Here is a 19,674-nt window from a genome sequence, read left to right as displayed (position 1 = left end):
ATGACCAAAGAAGAGTATTTAGTTTTAAAGAAAGAAGCGAATCTTCGCCTGCTCCTCATCATATTGCTTCTGATTTTGGGAACTGCCTTATCAGTTGTTATGATTGCAAATCATTCTCCTTATCGAAGTTTTTTATCTATATTGACAATTATCCTTTTTGGACTTAATTTTAGATTTCTGTTTCCTTGTTGGCAACAAAAAAAAGCTATAGAAGCTGAACATCCTGATTGGAAAAAGATTAAGGGAAAAGATACAGATAATTCAGGTGGAAATCACTTAAGAATAGTTCTAATATTTACTGGTGCTGGGATTGTACTTGTTATGTCTTTTTTCTCACTGTATAGACCTGTTGTTACCAAACCATTTATTGAAATTGATCCTAAAATATATGAAAATATTGAGAACCAGAATTCATATCAATCTTCGACAGAAAATTTGGAAGAATCGTCTGGACAGCAAAACACAGAAGAAAGTTCTTCCTCAGAAGCAGATAGCTCTGCTAATAGTAAAATCCCGAACAGTAGTATGCTAAAGCAAGTTCAGAAGGAATTTCTAGAGGATTTACACAAACAACGTGAGGCAGAAAATCAGAATAATCAATAAGGAGGAGAAAATGGCTAGTGATGCAACTTTAAAAAGTAGAATACAAGCAAACAAAGCTAAAAAAGCAAAATATGAGCGAGTAAAAAACTCAATTGCTTCACACGGTTTTAGTGAAACCATTGACTTAAGTCACTTTAGAGAATATATAAAACATTGTAAAGATGCTATTGATAAAATAGATGGGAATGAAGGCTATCATTATTTATCAAACTTTAAAAGTAAACTGAGCACAGAAAAAGCTACGATGGAAAAATATGTTGATTTTGTAAGAGATGCTAATTCGTCATTTAAAGACTTATATAAGACTCTTGAAGCTAAAATAAAGGCTTTAGACACTGCTATTGAAAGTGATAAAGCAGCATATAATAAAGGAAAAAATATTCTTGAACGGGAATGGTAATGGTATATGAATACAAATATTAATGATATTGACGGAAGTTATGCTAAAGATACAATAACTTATGATGATAGTCAAATTGATACACTTCTGAGTGATTTATCAGAGGTACTGAACCTTCTTTCTCAAATTGATTCAGAAGTGGCTGGGTTGGAAGCTAATGAAAAGAATTGGGAAGGTGAAAGTAAGGTACAATATACTGAACTAAAAGGGTTTGTAAAGCAATATCGTACTGATTATGGAAGTAGTGTTAAGGAGCTAAAAAAGACTGTTAATGGTTTAAAGACATTATTGGGATCAATAAGTAGCTCACATGTTATACAGGAGATAGATGGCGCATGAAATTTACAATTGAAGCACTATATGCTTTGCATATTTTTAATGATTATTCAAATGATTTGGTCTTTCTTCCTACTCCTTTTAAGGAAGGGGAAGGCAAAAAGGAAGGTTTGCTGAGAATATTAGAGACAGGATATGAAGATTTGAAAAAAATGGGGCTCGTTCTTGATAATAAACCAACCGAGAAATGTGCGGAATATGGACTATATTTGAAGGAATATCATGATGCTGAATACCACTGTCAGATTGATTTAAATTATTTCTATGCCCCGCAAGTTGATGAATTCAATAATATGGCTGTCATTATTCATCAAGACGATGAAGGCCTCTACCATATTAATAGAACTGGTGATTTAGTTTTTCTTGCTTTTTTGATGCAGCATCACCCTGTTTTACAGAATGCAGATGATAAAATAAAAGATTATCTTCATTCACAATGGGAGGAGGAAGCATATCTAAGGTTTATGGTGCATCATGGGAATGATGAAGGGATTCACATTACTGTAGCGAACTTTGGTAAAATCACTCAAGATATTTTATATGTGACCAATAGTGAACATTTATATAAATATGATTTGGAGCATCAGTTACTATGTTCAATTGACAGTGAACAACTAAAAAAAGAAATTTTAGGGAAATTGAAAGTGAAGGTATATAATGGCGGATAAAATTAGTATAAATCTTACCGAACAAGAGAATATCATTATTCATTGCCTGAATTTAGTGAATTTATCTACTCAGCTTACGACAAAAATGTCAACTGTACGCTCTAATCTTCCTGCTCTTTCCTCACAAGGGGCTTTCCATGATTTAGTTGCGAATAGTGATAGTAATCTTGGAATAGGTCTATATTACTTGAAAGCACAAGAATTTGCGACTCTTATAGAAGTGTTGGCAAGACATGCACAAAACACCTATGAAAAAATGGTTGATATGGATAAAGCTCTGGCTGTTTATGTAGCAAATTTGACTTTAAACGACCCCAATTCCAGAGCGGAAGATAAGAAATATATTAAAGAACAACCTGATGATGCTATAAAACAAATAAAATCAAGGATGCAGGAAATGAAAGCTAATTCTGCTGAGGGCTCTGCTTTGCCCACCGGAGGTGAAAGATGACTAAGTATTATTCTAACAAGCCAGACTTTAGTAGTGACACACCGTGGGTACTTTTTTTGAATGCGACCGCTAAGATGAAAGATTTCTTAGAAGATATTGAAGCATTGGGAAAAAAAGTGCAAGAAGAAGAGGTAGAGGATCTTTATGTTCAAAGAGGTGAGGCAGCTTTAGGAGTGACAAAAGAATCAGGGCCTTTTAAGACATCTTACGATCGTGTGAACACAATGTTTACTAGTGCGAAGAAGATTCACCCTGATATCATGCAAAACATCGATAGTAAATTTACTAAAGGGATGGATGATGCCTTTGTTACATTGGAAAAGGTAAACGGGCATGCGAATCCTTATAAGAGTAAGTATATTAAAAAAGATGTCATTAAATCTCGCCAGGTGCCCGGTCCGAATGGGTATGTAAAAGAAGCTTATACTGATCAAGAGTCCTATAAGTTATACGAGCTTTTAGATGGGAAAGTCAGTCCGATTAGTGCTGCTAAAGAGGTTTATGATGAACGTTTGGGAGTTGCTAAGCAAATTCTAGCAAATAAGGATAAACTGAGTGCTGAGCAACGCAAAGTGATTGAAGGAAAGACTGCAGAAGAAATAGTCGAGATACAATATCCGACAGAATTACCAAGTTATCAACGATTGAAAGGTAGTACTTTTCAAGAAGAAAACAAAAATTGGTTGCAGTATATAGATTTAGGGTTACAAGTTGCGGCTATAGCTGCTTCTGTAGTTGGAACAGTCTCGACAGGGGGTATGGGTACTCCGCTTTTAGCCGCTAGTATGAGTTATGTAGCTGTAAATAGTGGATATGCGATGACTACTGGAAAAACGTTGATTACAGGAACGCAGCTGACTAGTGAGGAAAAGTTTTGGTCAGGAGTGGAATTTTTTGCGACCTTAATTAATGGAGGAGGTATTGTTAAACTTGCCAAACTTGGTGAAGGAGGTACCACTCTTGTAAGAGGGATTGCTAAGGCGGCCACTCATGCAGATGATATGGCAGATGTCGCTCAGACTATTTATGCAGTGGTTGCTGATAAAAATCCGAAGGAAGCCATATTTAGCTATGTGGGAAAACAGGTGCTTGGCTTTAGTGTTGGTAAATATGTAGATCATCAAAACGTGAAGCGAATAAATGCGGAACTGGATACCAGCTATCAAGATTATTCTTCTAGAAAGTTAAATGCTGGCGAAACATCTCTTACAAAGTCAGAGTGGCAAAAAAAGGTTGAAACATTAGAAAAGAATAAGGCAAGTTCTGCCGACTTCAAAGCAACTCAAACTGAAGAATTCAACAAAATAGCTACAAATGTTGAAAAGAGAATTACAATTGCTACAAATATGGATGGTGAAATAAAGAAAGTTCGAGTTGATGCTATTGGTTTTGATAGTAATGGTAAGATTCGTATCCAAGACTATACTGCATCTAGCAATATTTCTTCCAAACGTCAGGCAATTCTTGATAATATATCACAAAATGGCGGAGTCATTGTTGGTAAGGGGAAAGGCGAATTTGTTGGCGGTGTAGAAATTCCGAAAGGAACTCGGATTGATGTAATTAACAGTAGCAACCAAAAAGTTGAAAACTTTAAGATGGAACTGGAAAAACTACAGCGACCAGATATGTCTAGAAAAATCGTTGACGGTTTAATTAGTACAGAAAATGGTCAACGTTTAGATCCGTCCAGATATCTTTCGCACCAAGAGATAGAGACACATCTAAATATGTTTAAGGATGGAGTTGTAAAGGTTATCAATAAAGAAGGATTTCATAAATCTATGATGGAATTTGGTGGGAATATTGGACCGGAAAAGGGACATTATGTAATGCCAAAATTTATATATGATAAAGCTGTATTGGCATCAGATGGGAATCCGAGAGTATTAGAGGAACTATTAGGCTTAGATAGAGGGTATTTAGGTGATTCACCTCTTACTATTAATGTTAAAAATCCTAAAAATTTACGTATGCCGTCAGGAAATGAACCCGGTGCTTGGCAAGGTCTTTGGGAACCAGGAGGTTTTACAAAGGGAGGTATACCAGAGGCAGTTGTAGATCAATTTAAACCAGGTGATTATACGGTAGGAAAGGTATTTGAATAGGTGTTTGTATGACAACAGAAATTCAGCAATATAAAAATTGTACGATATTAAAAAACAAGAATGATTATCAGATCCTGTGGAGTAGAGGGAAAGAAGTGCTTAACTTTCCCATTAGCCAAAAATTAGCAGAACGTGTTTCAAAATCAGAAAAAGATGCTTTAGAAGTAATGTTTTATTGTGAACATCATCGTTGGCCAAAGGCAGATGAGTTAGATGATTATAATCATTCCAATACGATTGTACATAGAGGCGATGGATTTGTTGTATATGAAACAGATGGTTATTACGAAATTAGCTTCTTTAAAGAAGTTGGAGGAGCTATGGGCCCAGAAGTATGCTACCCCATTACTAAGGAACTAATGGATAAAGCATTTCAATCTTCTAGGGACGCATATGAGGTGATGATTTATGCCGAAACAGGGCACTGGCCCTTAAGTAAGCAAGATGATATTGATAGAAACTATATACGTAATCATCCTGAAACTATGCTACCAAATATAGAAGATCAACGTGAGTTGTTTGATGTTGAAGAGTTTAAAGCTCTTGTAAAAAAAGCTATTGTTTCAGAACTAGAACCTAGCGAACTTGACGCTATTGGTATAGTTGATAATCATTTAGAGCTTCTTCTGGTGGATTCAGTCGGCTGGCAGGAAGAGATAGAAGCAGTCCATCTGGAAATTCTGCAGGAAAAAATTAACAATTACATTCACTTCCTCGAAAGCAAGCAGTATGTGGAGCGATATGGTGATAAGTTTGATAAAAAAATCATCCATATCACATTCCAGTATTCCCCATCTGATAATGGATTGGCCTTTCTTGCGGCGGTTCAGAAAGTGTTACAACCGACGGATATGAGTTTGAAGATAGAATTGCCGGAGTAATTAGAGGGAAGAGCCTTTTCAGCGACAATATGTAAATTTAGGAAAGTTAAACCAAAGAGAGAACCACGGTTCTCTCTTTTTCATCCCTCAACTCTCTCCACCCAGTAACTAACTTGATCTTCAAATTAATTTTCGGTATGATAGTAAGGAATGATGTATAAATAATGGATGAGGAGTGACCGATGTCTAAAGATACTTATTTACAGGTGAAAAAAGAATTTTGGATGCGTTTTGCTTTTAATGTGGGGATTGCAGGGATCGGTCTTGTGTTATTGATCGTTATGATCTTCAATCAATCGCGCTATATTCCCTACTTGCTTGTGGTCATGGGGATGATTTCCTTGATGAACCAAGTCTTGGTCATGCCGATCAAGACTAAGAAAGATGCCTGTGAGAAAGAGCATCCGGAGTGGAAGGAGATTTCGATGAAGGGCATCAAGGTCGACTCTAAAGAGCAGTTAAAACGCTATGGGGTGAGCCTGATCGCTTTGATCGTAGTCATCGGTTCTTTCTTTGCCATGTACCGTCCGACACTTCAAGCGCAAAAGGAGCAAGAGGAGAAAGTGGAAATCCGGCAGAAGTTGCAGCCTGTCATGGAGGACATCCAAAAGCAAGAACAAAGCTCGAGAGAAGCTGTCCGGTCTCAGATGAAGGACCTGCTACGGACATCGAGCTCCAGTTCAGAAACAGAGGCAACAAGTGGGGAATGATCAGAATTGTCTGCTGTTGACCAATCATCGAGAAATCACCGACCGAGCGGTGATTTTTTTGTCTTCACTTCTCCCTCGAATTAATCCTTAAATTGTGATAAAATAAGGGTTACGAATGTTTTTGACTGGTCTGTTTTTGCTTAGAGTCGGGCCACTCAAAAGCGAGCAAAAGAATCAAGATCAAGGGAGAAACAATGTCCAACACCTTTGAAATTTTAATGAATCAGCTGGATATGCCGCTGGAGATGCGATCTTCCAGTGCCTTTTTGCATGCGGAGATTCAAGAAGTCGTGGTGCACAAGGTCAGTCGGGTCTGGGAGTTCCGCTTTGCTTTTGCGGAAGTCTTGCCGATTGCTTTGTTTAAGGAATTGCGCCAGCGCTTGAAGGATGAATTTTCAAAGACGGGAAACCAGGCGACCTTTACCATCCAGGTGGTCAATCAGAACTTTTCTGCTGATTTATTGCAGGCCTACTATCGTGAGGTCTTTGAGGATGGCCCTTGCGCTAGTCAAGGCTTTAAGGGGCTTTATCAAGACTTGCAGGTGCGAGCAGAAGGGCAGGAATTGATCATCTCTGGGCCGTCTTCGGTCGATACGGAGCATTTTCGTAAGAACCATTTGCCCAACCTTGCCAAGCAGTTGGAAGCCTTTGGTTTTCCGCATTTCACCTGTCGAGTGGAGTCTGATGAGGAGTTGACAGAGCAAGAAGTGGCGCGCTTTGAGGAGGAAAATGAAAAGATCTTCCAAGCGGCCAATGAAGAGACCTTGCGGGCTATGGAATCCTTGGCCCAGATGGCCCCGCCACCAGCGGTTGAAGAAAAACCAGCTTTCGATTTCAAGGCTAAGAAGGCGGCAGCTAAACCTAAGCTAGACAAGGCCGAGATCACTCCGATGATCGAGATCACAACTGAAGAGAACCGGATTGTCTTTGAGGGTGTGGTCTTTGACGTGGAGCACAAGGTGACACGGACCGGTCGGGTCTTGATCAGCTTTAAGATGACCGACTATACCTCGAGTTTTTCCCTTCAGAAATGGGTCAAAAATGAGGAAGAAGCCCAGAAGTTTGACATGATCAAGAAGAACAGCTGGCTACGGGTGCGGGGAAATATCGAAATGAACAATTTCACGCGCGACTTGACCATGAATGTCCAAGACATCCAGGAAGTCGTGCATTATGCCCGCAAGGACCTGATGCCAGAAGGTGAGCGCCGGGTGGAATTCCACGCCCATACCAATATGTCGACTATGGATGCCCTGCCGGAAGTCGAAGAGCTGGTTGCCAAGGCAGCTGAGTGGGGCCACAAGGCGGTGGCCATCACTGACCATGGTAATGTGCAGAGTTTCCCGCATGGCTTTAAAGCAGCCAAGAAAGCTGGGATCCAGCTGATCTATGGGATGGAAGCCAATATCGTAGAGGACAAGGTGCCCATCACCTACAACGAGGTGGATCTGGACCTTAATGAAGCGACTTATGTGGTCTTTGACGTGGAAACGACGGGACTTTCAGCCATTTACAATGACTTGATCCAGGTCGCCGCTTCTAAGATGTACAAGGGCAATGTCATTGAGGAGTTTGATGAGTTTATCGATCCGGGGCATCCTCTGTCGGCCTATACGACCCAATTGACAGGGATCACCAACGAGCATGTCCGTGGGGCCAAACCCTTGGTGCAGGTCTTGGAGGAGTTTCAGGAATTCTGCAAGGATGCGGTTTTGGTTGCCCACAATGCCACTTTTGACATGGGCTTCATGAATGTCAACTACGAGCGTCATGGTCTTCCCAAGATCACCCAGCCGGTCATCGATACCCTGGAATTTGCCCGCAACCTCTATCCAGATTTTAAACGGCATGGTTTGGGGCCATTGACCAAGCGCTTTGGGGTCGCCTTGGAACATCACCATATGGCCAACTATGATGCGGAAGCGACGGGGCGCTTGCTTTTCATCTTTATCAAGGATGTAGCAGAAAAGCATGGCGTGACCAATCTAGCCAAGCTGAATTTGGATTTGATTAGTCCAGATTCCTACAAAAAGGCTCGGATCAAACACGCAACCATCTATGTCAAGAACCAAACTGGCTTGAAAAACATGTTCAAACTGGTCTCCCTTTCCAATACTCAATATTTTGAGGGAGTTCCTCGGATTCCTCGGACCGTTTTAGATGCCCATCGGGAAGGCTTGATCCTTGGATCAGCTTGTTCTGAAGGAGAAGTCTTCGATGCGGTCGTCTCTCAAGGAGTTGACGTGGCAGTGAAAGTGGCCAAGTATTATGACTTTATCGAGGTCATGCCTCCAGCCATCTATGCGCCCCTCATTGCCAAGGAGCAGGTCAAGGACATGGACGAGCTCCAGACCATTATCAAGAGCTTGATCGAAGTGGGAGATCGCCTCGGCAAGCCTGTTCTTGCGACAGGGAATGTCCACTATCTGGAGCCGGAAGATGAGATTTATCGGGAGATCATTGTCCGCAGTCTCGGGCAAGGGGCCATGATTAACCGGACTATCGGCCATGGAGAAAACGCCCAACCAGCACCCCTACCAAAAGCCCATTTCCGTACAACCAATGAAATGCTGGATGAATTTGCCTTTTTAGGGGAAGACTTGGCGCGCAAGATTGTCATTGAAAACACCAATGCCCTGGCAGAAATCTTCGAACCTGTCGAAGTGGTCAAGGGTGACCTCTATACCCCATTTATCGACAAGGCCGAAGAAACAGTTGCCGAGTTAACCTATCAGAAGGCCTTTGAAATCTATGGAAATCCACTACCTGATATTGTGGATCTGCGGATTGAAAAGGAATTGACCTCTATCTTGGGGAATGGCTTTGCCGTGATTTATCTGGCCTCGCAAATGCTGGTGCATCGTTCCAATGAGCGGGGCTACCTGGTTGGATCGCGTGGATCCGTTGGCTCCAGCTTTGTCGCGACCATGATTGGGATTACGGAGGTTAATCCGCTCTCGCCTCACTATGTCTGTGGCCAGTGCCAGTACAGTGAGTTCATCACTGATGGCTCTTATGGATCTGGTTTTGATATGCCTAATAAGGACTGCCCGAACTGTGGCCACAAGCTCAGCAAAAACGGCCAAGACATTCCCTTTGAGACCTTCCTTGGTTTTGATGGGGACAAGGTACCCGATATCGATTTGAACTTCTCAGGGGAAGACCAGCCGAGTGCCCACTTGGATGTCCGTGATATCTTTGGGGAAGAATACGCCTTCCGGGCAGGAACAGTAGGTACAGTTGCGGCCAAGACTGCCTATGGGTTTGTGAAAGGCTATGAGCGGGATTTTGGCAAGTACTATCGAGATGCCGAGGTCGAGCGCTTAGCTCTCGGTGCAGCTGGGGTCAAACGGACAACTGGTCAGCACCCAGGGGGAATCGTTGTTATTCCAAACTATATGGATGTCTATGACTTTACTCCGGTCCAGTATCCGGCAGATGATGTGACAGCTGAATGGCAGACCACTCACTTTAACTTCCACGATATCGATGAGAACGTCCTCAAGCTCGATGTCCTGGGACATGATGATCCGACCATGATTCGCAAGCTTCAAGACTTGTCAGGTATTGATCCGAACGATATCCCAATGGATGATCCAGGGGTCATGGCCCTCTTTTCTGGGACGGAAGTGCTAGGGGTGACAGCCGAGCAGATCGGAACGCCGACAGGAATGTTGGGGATTCCAGAGTTTGGGACCAACTTTGTTCGGGGCATGGTCGAAGAGACCCATCCGACGACCTTCGCGGAGTTACTTCAGCTCTCTGGTCTGTCTCACGGTACCGACGTGTGGTTGGGAAATGCCCAAGACTTGATTAAGGCGGGCATTGCCGATCTATCGACCGTTATCGGGTGTCGGGACGACATCATGGTTTACCTCATGCACGCAGGGCTCGAGCCTAAGATGGCCTTTACCATCATGGAGCGCGTGCGGAAAGGCATGTGGCTCAAGATCTCAGAAGAAGAGCGCAATGGCTACATCCAAGCCATGAAGGAAAACAATGTCCCTGAATGGTACATCGAGTCCTGTGGTAAGATCAAGTACATGTTCCCTAAAGCCCATGCGGCGGCCTATGTTATGATGGCCCTTCGTGTGGCCTACTTTAAGGTGCATCACCCACTTTATTACTACTGTGCTTACTTCTCGATTCGGGCCAAGGCCTTTGACATCAAGACTATGGGAGCTGGCCTTGAGGCCGTGAAAGCGCGGATGAAGGAAATCGCCGAGAAACGCAAGAACAACGAAGCTTCTAACGTAGAGATCGATCTCTACACCACCCTTGAGATTGTCAATGAGATGTGGGAGCGGGGCTTCAAGTTTGGCAAGCTAGACCTCTATCGCAGTCAGGCGACAGAATTCTTGATCGATGGGGATACATTGATTCCGCCATTTGTCGCTATGGATGGTCTGGGAGAGAACGTTGCCAAGCAAATCGTGCGGGCGCGTGAAGAAGGAGAATTCCTCTCTAAGACCGAGCTCCGGAAGCGCGGCGGTGTTTCGTCTACCCTGGTTGAAAAGATGGATGAGATGGGCATTCTTGGCAATATGCCAGAGGATAACCAGTTGAGCCTCTTTGATGATTTGTTTTGATGGATAAATAATTTTTATTCAAAAGCTATCACTCTTAGATGAACAAAAGTCATAATTACATGACGTAGTAACTGATTGATTTAGTTGTTCGTTTTCTAAGTTTGGAAGAATGTTACAATACCTTTTAAGGGGTAGGACAGAACGAAATTTACTAAAAATCGTACTGTTTTACTCCTATTTTTATATACTTGTATTCTTAAATAGAGAAAGTGTATTGCAGTTGATCTTGAATTGAGAAAAATAATATTATATTCTACAGAGATAATATTGATTTTACAGTTTGTAAATGCTATACTATCTCTAATAATAAATGGTTAATATATAATTAATAAAAAGTTGAAAGGTGATGGAGATATGACTGAATGGATTGTTATTGATCAGTTTGGGAATATGATTGCACAAGGATTTTGGACAAAGGAAGCGGCAGAACAGTATTCAAAAAATATTCCTAATGCAAGTGTTATTCAAAAGAAATAGACACTCTTAACTACAGATTCATATGAATTTGTAGTTTTTTAAATACGATAAAGGCGGATGAAATGGATATTCAATTTACTTCTAAAAAGGTTGGAGAGATATTAAGAAAGGGAAATTTGCGGATTCCTTCTTATCAAAGGCCTTATAAATGGGACAGAAAGCATATTCGTAATCTGTTCTACGATTTACAAGATGCAATGGGAAAAAGGGAATATCAAGTGGGATCTGTCATTTTGCATGAGAATGATGGACATTTAGATATTGTAGATGGACAACAACGTTTAATTTCCATTTCCTTATTACTACATTTACTAGATTATGTAAATAATTACGAAGGTGCTACCCAACTGTTAAGTACCGAATTTGGAGAGCTATCTTGTTATCATGCCAGTGAAAATTATAATGAATGGCAAAATTTAACTCGACTTGTTGGGGAAAAACAGACAAAGAATATTTGTGAATTTTTATTGGAAAATTGTTCTATTTCTTGTATCATCATGCCAGAGGAACGTTTGGCAGAAGCTTTTCAATTATTTGACTCTCAGAATAATCGTGGCAAATCTTTGGAACCTCATGATTTACTCAAAGCCTATCATCTGCGCCAACAAGATTCAGAAGATGAAAAAATTGTTGAGAAGTGGGAGCAGTTTGTGGAAGATAACGATTTAAGTCTGAAAGATCTATTTGATAAGCATCTTTTTCGTATGAGACGTTGGTCTAGGGGAGAAACAGGACTAACCAATAAGCGGTATGGTTCTTATCTACGTTTTACAGAAGATTTTATTGATGATTTTAAAGGTGTTGATTTAAGTAGGGATTTTCCATACCTAGAATTATATCGTCATATTGAAAACTTCCCTATGTCAATTACCATGCCAATCATAGATGGAAGCAAATTTTTTGAATATATTGAATCTGTTCATCAAACGATTAGAGATCATATAGATTTTTTAAATAAACAGTTAGGAATGTCTAATAATCCTGAGAGTAAACAAAATGGTTCAGATTACCCAGACGGTATGTTGAAAATTTACAATAGTTCAAAAGGACGCTATCTCAAGTGCCATAATCTGTTTCTAAATATTTGCTCACTTTTTGCAGAGAGATTTGGAAAAGATGAACTATCAAAGGAAATAATAGAGACTCTTTTTATTTGGGCTTACTATCCCCGTGTGAAGTCTAGAGCTATATATGATGCTACTGTGGGAAACTACGCTGCAGGAGGGAAGTTCAGACAAAGAGAAGTTCAAAAACTTTTTCAAATTTTAGCACATGCTGTAACTCCAAATGATTTCATGATTAAGATAGATAGAGAATTGTTTGAAAATTATACTGTGGAGCAAATTATAGAGGAGGAAAGAGAGAAATGGTAGAGACACACGTCAGCTTGTCCGTTGATTGTTTATTAAACGAAGATAGCTATGCTATCCCTCTTTATCAGAGAAATTTTTCCTGGACTTATGATGAGATTGAGCAATTATTGAATGATGTAGCAGATGCTTTTCAAGAAAAGAGAGACAATTACTATATTGGAACATTAGTTGTCAATGAAGAGAATGGCCTTTTTAAAATCATTGATGGTCAACAACGAACAACAGCCCTTAATTTAATTGCCCTGGTTTTGAAAAATGAGTTTGATTTTAACAAATTAGAGGCAGTTAATTTAACTTTTCCAGCTCGGAGAAAATCAAATGAGAATATTCAAAAACTATTTATCAAGGAAAAAATTTCGGAGGACGATGAAAATGAATTAACTAGAGGTTACGGACATGCTAAAGATGCCTTGAAAAAAGTGTTAGGAGAGCGCAAACTTGAATCTCAGTCTTTCGTTGATTATCTTTTTAATAAAGTCATCATTTTTCGGAGTATACTTCCTAAAGATTTAGATTTGAATCTTTATTTCGAACGTTTTAACTCTCGAGGAGAACAACTAGAAGCTCATGAAATTCTTAAGGCACAAATGATGGCTAAGTTTGGAGAAGATCAAGAAAAGGCGCAAAAATTTGCGAGAATCTGGGATGCTTGTGCTGAATTTGATAAGCCAGTAGCAAGTCAATTTAAGATGAGGCGGAAGAGGGCAGATAATTTTCAGGAGCGTGAACGTATTTTCGGATGGCACTTTTCAAATTACTCCTTTCATAATATTTATGATGACATTGATTTTTATCAAAATGAAAGAAGAAAGTTATCAGATATATTAGGAATAAAGGTCAATGAAAAAATTACAGAATCAGAAAAAGATTTTGGTGACTATACCCAAGTTATTGATTTTCCGACGTTTTTACTCCATGTATTGGCAATTTGGGAAGGTAAGGATACCAGTGAGGTTCAGTTAGATGATAAGAAACTCTTAACTCTATTTGATATAAAAAATAAAAATGAGACTTGGGTTATTGAGTTCAGTGAATTCCTTCTTAGAATGAAACATATTTTTGATAATTTCATTGTTAGAAATTCAAATATGGATTCTTCAAGCAGAAATAAGGATGAATGGTTTTTGCAGAAGGGTACTTACTATGAATACCAGCCAAATGGAAAAGCAAAAGAGCATTACATAGTTGAAGAACGCTTTACTAAGAATACATTTTCAGATTCAGAAATGAACAAAAACATCATTCTTCTTCAATCTATGTTTGCTGTGACTTTCACTGCCAATCGTGATAGTCGTTGGTTATATGAAAGTTTGCGATTCCTCTTCAACCATATTGAAGAGTTAGATCAACCGGAATTTGGTTCTTATTTTAAGGATTTTCTTGAAATAATGGCTGTAAGATTTGCTGAGGGAAGATTATTCACCGAGGAAGATATTATTAAGACATATGGTGATATTCCTGTTTATGCATTCAATTTTGTTGATTACATCTTATGGAAAAACCGTGAAGAATTAGGAAGAAAGTATAAAAGTATAAAATTTGATCAGTTTAAATTTGCATATCGTCGTTCTATAGAGCATTGGTTTCCACAACATCCAAATAGTGATGAAAGAGTTGAGAAAATGGATGATCAATTCTTACACTCCTTTGGGAACCTTTGTATCATTACAGATAGTCAAAATTCGAAATTTGGGAATTTAGTTCCGAGTGCAAAATATAAACAGTGGGAAGGAATTTTTGATCGTCAGAGTTTAAAATTACAAATAATGGCTAGCATAACAGAAAAAACTAAATGGGAATCGGATCAAATAAAAGGACTGGAAAAAGAAATTTTACCTATGGTCAATAGATTCATAGAAAGTAAGTCATAAGGATTGTTTTAACTATTAATTTCAATAGGCTATTGTATATCCAATGAATTTACATTATCCTTCTTTTTGTTAAAATAATAAATAGAAAGAAGGTGAGAATATGTCAAAGACGAGCATGAGTATTCGTTTGGATAGTGAGGTCAAGGAGCAGGCCCAACTAGTGTTCAATCATTTGGGAATGGATATGACAACAGCTATCAACATTTTCCTTCGTCAGGCTATTCAATATCAGGGCTTACCTTTTGATGTTCGATTAGACGATCATGGGAAGTTGCTTCAAGTCGTAACGGATGTAGAGCAAAAGCGGAATATGAGTCAGCCATTTGAATCAGTCTCAGACTTGATGGAGGATTTGCGTGCTTAAGATTCGTTAGTGGCAGACAATGTGCTGCTCCTTTCCACCGCGATGATCTCAGGAGCGATTGCTCTAGCCGGCTTATTTTCAGCCTTGAAAGATTAACTGACAGCCTCTATTTTCCTTTTGAAAATAGAGGTTTTTCAGTCCTTTCAGATCTGATAAGTGTTTTCTTTGGATCCGGATTGTGTTACAATTTTTAGTGACGAATGTTTGTAACAAGGAAACAGAAAAGATGAAACAGAGGAGAAGAGCGTGGCAAGATATTTAGTAGGGCCTTACAACAATAGTTGGAACTTTATGGATGCGATTGAAAAAGCGCAGGATGGAGATACCATCGAGTTTGAAAATGGGTATGTCTTTCAATGGCCGACAAATAAAGTGATCGAGATCGACAAGAACCTTCATTTTGTGGGGCATGTGGTCCCAAATCCAAATGGCAATGGGCGCATGTTTAACAACACGATTGAGGCTTCCTTCCGATTTGTAGAGGGAGCTCAGGTGACATTTGAAGATCTGTGGTTTAAAGTTGGTGGGGATTATACTACCTTGCTCTTATGGAATAGCTCAGATATCACCTGTAAACAGGTCTATTTTGAAGCAACCACTCCAACAAATAATGAATTTTTTATCTATATGGATACGCATTCGAAGTTGACACTGGAAGGAGTCGGGATGAAGGTTCCGGAAAAACACCAAAGTGCCATCGGTATGTCCGCTTCGGAATTGTCTATTCGCAATTCAACGATTTTTTCTAAGATTGATCTGTCAGAAGGCTCTAAATTGTCCTTAGAAAATGTCCATATTGAAAAATTTGGGAATAATACCATCCATGCCAAGGACTCAGAAGTGATCGCAAAAAATTCAACGATTACAGGCGGGGATCTGGAAAAGGACTTTCCACCAGTTTGGTTGAGGAATGTCATCTGGGAGTCTGAAAACTGTAAAATTGAGTTGCCTACCGGTACTGGAGTCTGTCTTGACAATAATGTTCAATTCAATTCGGATTCCGATCGTATCACCTCCATCAATTCATTCAATAGTATGATCCGAGCTCACCAAGCTACATTTTCAGAATTTTTATGCGTCTATGAAGAATCCTTTGCTTCCCTGACTGGGGAAACAACCTTCTTGAATGAGAATGCCCAAACCATTTCATTTGGAGTTTTTGATGATGGTGTGCTGATGGCTGAGCATATGATTTGTCATAAGATTGCGGATCCTAATATACGGCTTCAAGGTGGAGCCTTTGCGAAGGTGGACACCGTGACCTATAGGCAGGGCGATGCGCGTGATCTGACCAAGGAAATCGAGGATGACTGTGACTATCTTGTTGGCAGAGAAGTGGCTAAGGGCAATGCGCAAGTCGTTCCTACGGGACAGACGACGGATGCAACGGTGGCTCCAACTACCGCAAGAGACTCTGGACCAGAGAAGAAACAAGATGCTCTTCAAGAACTCAATAGCCTGATTGGTCTTGAAAAAGTCAAACATGAGATCAAGAAAATGATCAACATGGTGGAATTTAACAAGAAACGAATCGCCAGTGGCAAGGCACCTGAAAAGCAAACACTCCATGCGGCCTTTATGGGAAACCCTGGTACAGGGAAAACCACTGTGGCCCGTCTATTGGGACAAGTGCTCTTTGATGCGGGTGTTCTCTCAGGGGAAGAATTCCGTTTCGTGGAAGCAACGGAGTCCGATCTGATCTCTTCGAATATTGGAGGAACAGCTGAACAGACCCAAGCCCTGCTTGAAAAAGCGCGAGGAGGAATCCTTTTTATTGATGAAGCCTATAGCTTGGATAAAAAGGACAGCGGTGCGGACTTTGGGATCGAGGCGATCAATACCATCCTCAAATTTATGGAGGACAATCGCGATGATATCATGATTATCTTTGCCGGCTATACCAAGGAAATGGAGGAGTTCTTAAAGACCAATCCAGGCCTTCGTTCTCGGGTGCCAAATAATTTCATCTTTGAAGATTTCACAGGAGATGAGATTGTCCAACTAGGTGAAATGATCCTAAGCAAAGGGGACTACAAACTCGAAGACCGGGATTACTATGCGCGGCATGTTAAGCGGGCTTATGATGGCTCGCTAGATAAGAGCAATGGTCGCTGGATTCGTAACCTGGATGAGCAATTGACCAAGACCATGGCAGATCGGGTGGTGGCCCAAGGTTCTGACGATATTGAGACCATCCTCAATAGCGACATCGATGCTGTCCTTAACCAAGGTAAGTATCAAGCAGGAGCCGACAAGGAAGAAGATGGGATGGCTGCCCTCAACCGTTTGGTTGGAATTGCTAAGGTGAAAGAGCAAGTCGAACAATTCGTGGCCATGGCTGAGTTCAATCAAAAACGAGCTGAACAAGGTGGCATCGTCGAAGATACGACCTTGCACTCTCTCTTTCTTGGAAATCCTGGTACAGGGAAGACCACCGTGGCCCGCATTTTGGGCAATATCCTCTTCCAAAAAGGGGTTATCAAGCAGAAGAAATTCATCGAAGTTTCGCGGAGCAATCTGGTTGGAGGCTACCAAGGTCAAACAGCCTTGAAGACGCGTGAAGTCTTGGAGAGTGCACTGGGTGGGGTTCTCTTTATCGATGAGGCCTACACGCTCTATACCGGTTTAAATGACGATTTTGGGAAAGAAGCCTTGGACGAAGTCCTCAAATTTATGGAGGACCACCGCCGCGATATCGTCATTATCTTTGCTGGTTACACGAAAGAGATGCACGACTTCTTGCAGGTCAATTCAGGTCTACAAAGCCGAATCCCAACTACATTTGATTTTGAAGACTACAGCCCAGATGAGATCGTTGAGATCGGTCTGTTAGGATTGCGTAAGCAAGGTTACCAGGTCAATGAAGCCCTTTATGGAGAGATTGTGAGAGGAAATTATATGCGTGCCAATGACCATAGTAATGGTCGCTGGGTCCGCAATCTTAATGAAAAACTCTTGCGCCAAGTATCAACTCGGGTAACCCGTGAAGGTAGTACGGATTACAATTCGATTTTGGATCAAGATTTGGAAGCTTTGAGAGAGAATAGCAGTTCTGAACAACCCCATACCGTGGATGATCAAGGCTATGTTCTTCCTTAAGCTAGAAGGAACAAGAAAAAGGAGGCTGGGACAAAAGTCCTAGCCTCTCAATTATTTTTGGATTGTCGAGCAAGACGCAGTGGTTGAGTGGTCTCTACTACGCTGATTTCATCAGCTTTTACAGCCCTACTCAACTGTGCGGAGGTGGGACGACGAAATCGAATTCTAACGAATAACCGATTTCTGTCCCACTCTCTTTTTGCATGGACTTATGGTATACTAGGAGGAGATCATTCACTTATGAAGGAGAAAAAAATGGTTTTACCAAATTTTAAAGAAAATCTCGAAAAATACGCTAAATTATTGGTTGCGAACGGTATCAACGTACAACCTGGCCATACCTTGGTCTTGAACATCGATGTGGAACAAAGAGAATTGGCCCACTTGATCGTGAAGGAAGCCTATGCCTTGGGGGCACACGAAGTGATTGTCCAATGGGCCGATGACTTCACTACCCGGGAAAAATTCCTCCATGCACCGATGGATCGCTTGGACAACGTGCCAGACTACAAGATCGCGGAAATGAACTACCTCTTGGAACACAAGGCTAGTCGCTTGGGTGTGCGCTCGTCTGATCCAGGTGCCTTAAATGGTGTTGATGCAGAGAAGCTTTCTGCCTCTGCCAAGGCCTTGGGCATAGCCATGAAACCAATGCGCATCGCTACTCAATCCAACAAGGTCAGCTGGACCGTTGCTGCTGCAGCAGGTTTAGAATGGGCGAAAAAGGTCTTCCCAAATGCGGCGAGCGATGAAGAAGCAGTGGATCTCCTTTGGGATCAAATCTTCAAGACTTGCCGGGTATACGAAGAAGATCCAGTCAAGGCTTGGGAAGAGCATGCTGTTATTTTGAAGAGCAAGGCAGATACACTGAATAAGGAACAATTCTCAGCCCTTCACTACACTGCGCCAGGAACTGACTTGACTCTTGGCTTGCCGAAAAACCACGTCTGGGAATCTGCCGGAGCCATCAATGCCCAAGGTGAAAGCTTCTTGCCAAACATGCCGACAGAAGAGGTCTTCACAGCTCCTGACTTCCGCCGTGCTGAAGGTTATGTAACTTCTACAAAACCGCTTAGCTATAACGGAAACATCATCGAAGGCATCAAAGTGACCTTTGAAAATGGAGAAATCGTAGATATCACAGCAGAAAAAGGCGATCAAGTCATGAAAGATTTGGTCTTCAAAAACAAGGGAGCGCGTGCTTTGGGTGAATGTGCCCTCGTCCCAGACCCAAGCCCAATTTCCCAATCAGGCATTACCTTCTTTAATACTCTCTTTGATGAAAATGCCTCTAACCACTTGGCCATCGGGGCAGCCTATGCAACCAGCGTAGAAGGTGGCGCAGAGTTCACAGAAGAAGAACTCGAAGCAGCCGGCCTCAATCGCTCAGATGTCCACGTCGACTTCATGATCGGCTCAAGCCAAATGAATATCGACGGCATCCGAGAAGACGGCACCCGCGTCCCAGTCTTCCGCAACGGAGATTGGGCAATATAGGGAGCAGGACAGAAATCGGTAGACGCAGTCTCGATTTCGTAGTCCTGCCCCCGCACAGTTGATTAGGAAGTACGAGTACCGCAGGTAGGAGTAGTTCCAATCAACCACTGCGCCAAGAGACAGAAATCAGTAACTCGAAGAGTTTGATTTCTACCTCGCTTTTCGGTTTTAAGGCTCGGGCAAAAAAGGTCCGCAGGACCTTTTTAGTCCCCCCGCACAGTTGATTAAGAAGGGCCTTGCTTTGCAA

General features: G+C 41.3%; 15 protein-coding genes. All 15 read left to right on the top strand.

Annotated elements, in window-relative coordinates; genetic code table 11:
• The 15 genes from HMPREF1195_RS10525 (at window position 1) to HMPREF1195_RS07300 (ending at window position 19,427) form a co-directional block, all read left to right on the top strand.
• Window positions 1-603, top strand: a complete 603-nt coding sequence (locus HMPREF1195_RS10525; RefSeq protein ID WP_023919515.1) for a hypothetical protein — start codon at window positions 1-3, stop codon at window positions 601-603.
• A gap of 10 nt (window positions 604-613) precedes the next feature.
• Complete coding sequence (locus HMPREF1195_RS07365; protein ID WP_023919514.1) at window positions 614-1,003, top strand: hypothetical protein; 390 nt, start codon at window positions 614-616, stop codon at window positions 1,001-1,003.
• 6 nt (window positions 1,004-1,009) lie between these two features.
• Complete coding sequence (locus HMPREF1195_RS07360) at window positions 1,010-1,342, top strand: hypothetical protein (RefSeq protein WP_023919512.1); 333 nt, start codon at window positions 1,010-1,012, stop codon at window positions 1,340-1,342.
• The gene (locus tag HMPREF1195_RS07355; RefSeq protein WP_023919510.1) at window positions 1,339-2,007 is read left to right on the top strand and encodes a hypothetical protein; all 669 of its coding nucleotides are present in this window, start codon (window positions 1,339-1,341) and stop codon (window positions 2,005-2,007) included. The genes HMPREF1195_RS07360 and HMPREF1195_RS07355 overlap by 4 nt, the downstream gene beginning before the upstream one ends.
• Window positions 1,997-2,458, top strand: coding sequence for a hypothetical protein (locus HMPREF1195_RS07350; protein ID WP_023919508.1), 462 nt, complete (start codon window positions 1,997-1,999; stop codon window positions 2,456-2,458). The genes HMPREF1195_RS07355 and HMPREF1195_RS07350 overlap by 11 nt, the downstream gene beginning before the upstream one ends.
• Window positions 2,455-4,566, top strand: coding sequence for a hypothetical protein (locus HMPREF1195_RS10520; RefSeq protein WP_023919507.1), 2,112 nt, complete (start codon window positions 2,455-2,457; stop codon window positions 4,564-4,566). Before HMPREF1195_RS07350 ends, HMPREF1195_RS10520 begins: the two co-directional genes overlap by 4 nt.
• Window positions 4,567-4,733: 167 nt before the next feature.
• Complete coding sequence (locus HMPREF1195_RS07340) at window positions 4,734-5,447, top strand: DUF6572 domain-containing protein (RefSeq protein WP_230514283.1); 714 nt, start codon at window positions 4,734-4,736, stop codon at window positions 5,445-5,447.
• A gap of 182 nt (window positions 5,448-5,629) precedes the next feature.
• Window positions 5,630-6,157, top strand: a complete 528-nt coding sequence (locus tag HMPREF1195_RS07335) for a hypothetical protein (protein ID WP_023919504.1) — start codon at window positions 5,630-5,632, stop codon at window positions 6,155-6,157.
• Between the two features lie 194 nt (window positions 6,158-6,351).
• A complete protein-coding gene (locus HMPREF1195_RS07330) occupies window positions 6,352-10,746 on the top strand; it encodes a PolC-type DNA polymerase III (RefSeq protein ID WP_023919502.1) in 4,395 nt (1,464 codons plus the stop codon).
• A gap of 354 nt (window positions 10,747-11,100) precedes the next feature.
• Window positions 11,101-11,223, top strand: coding sequence for a hypothetical protein (locus HMPREF1195_RS11350; RefSeq protein ID WP_023919500.1), 123 nt, complete (start codon window positions 11,101-11,103; stop codon window positions 11,221-11,223).
• Window positions 11,224-11,285: 62 nt separating this feature from the next.
• Window positions 11,286-12,596: a DUF262 domain-containing protein gene (locus tag HMPREF1195_RS07325; protein WP_021154385.1), complete on the top strand. Its 1,311-nt coding sequence runs from the start codon at window positions 11,286-11,288 to the stop codon at window positions 12,594-12,596.
• Window positions 12,590-14,467: a DUF262 domain-containing protein gene (locus HMPREF1195_RS07320; protein WP_023919498.1), complete on the top strand. Its 1,878-nt coding sequence runs from the start codon at window positions 12,590-12,592 to the stop codon at window positions 14,465-14,467. The genes HMPREF1195_RS07325 and HMPREF1195_RS07320 overlap by 7 nt, the downstream gene beginning before the upstream one ends.
• 100 nt (window positions 14,468-14,567) lie before the next feature.
• Window positions 14,568-14,831 carry a type II toxin-antitoxin system RelB/DinJ family antitoxin gene (locus HMPREF1195_RS07315; RefSeq protein ID WP_023919496.1) on the top strand — a complete coding sequence of 88 codons (264 nt, stop codon included), beginning with the start codon at window positions 14,568-14,570 and terminating at the stop codon, window positions 14,829-14,831.
• A gap of 246 nt (window positions 14,832-15,077) precedes the next feature.
• The gene (locus HMPREF1195_RS07305) at window positions 15,078-17,930 is read left to right on the top strand and encodes an AAA family ATPase (protein ID WP_023919495.1); all 2,853 of its coding nucleotides are present in this window, start codon (window positions 15,078-15,080) and stop codon (window positions 17,928-17,930) included.
• Between the two features lie 255 nt (window positions 17,931-18,185).
• The gene (locus HMPREF1195_RS07300; protein WP_023919493.1) at window positions 18,186-19,427 is read left to right on the top strand and encodes an aminopeptidase; all 1,242 of its coding nucleotides are present in this window, start codon (window positions 18,186-18,188) and stop codon (window positions 19,425-19,427) included.
• The last annotated feature ends 247 nt before the right edge of the window (window positions 19,428-19,674 follow it).

The organism is Streptococcus parasanguinis CC87K, from assembly GCF_000507765.1.
Lineage (GTDB): Bacteria > Bacillota > Bacilli > Lactobacillales > Streptococcaceae > Streptococcus > Streptococcus parasanguinis_J.
Note: the sequence above shows the minus strand (reverse complement) of the source record. Positions and strands in the feature narration are given on the sequence as shown.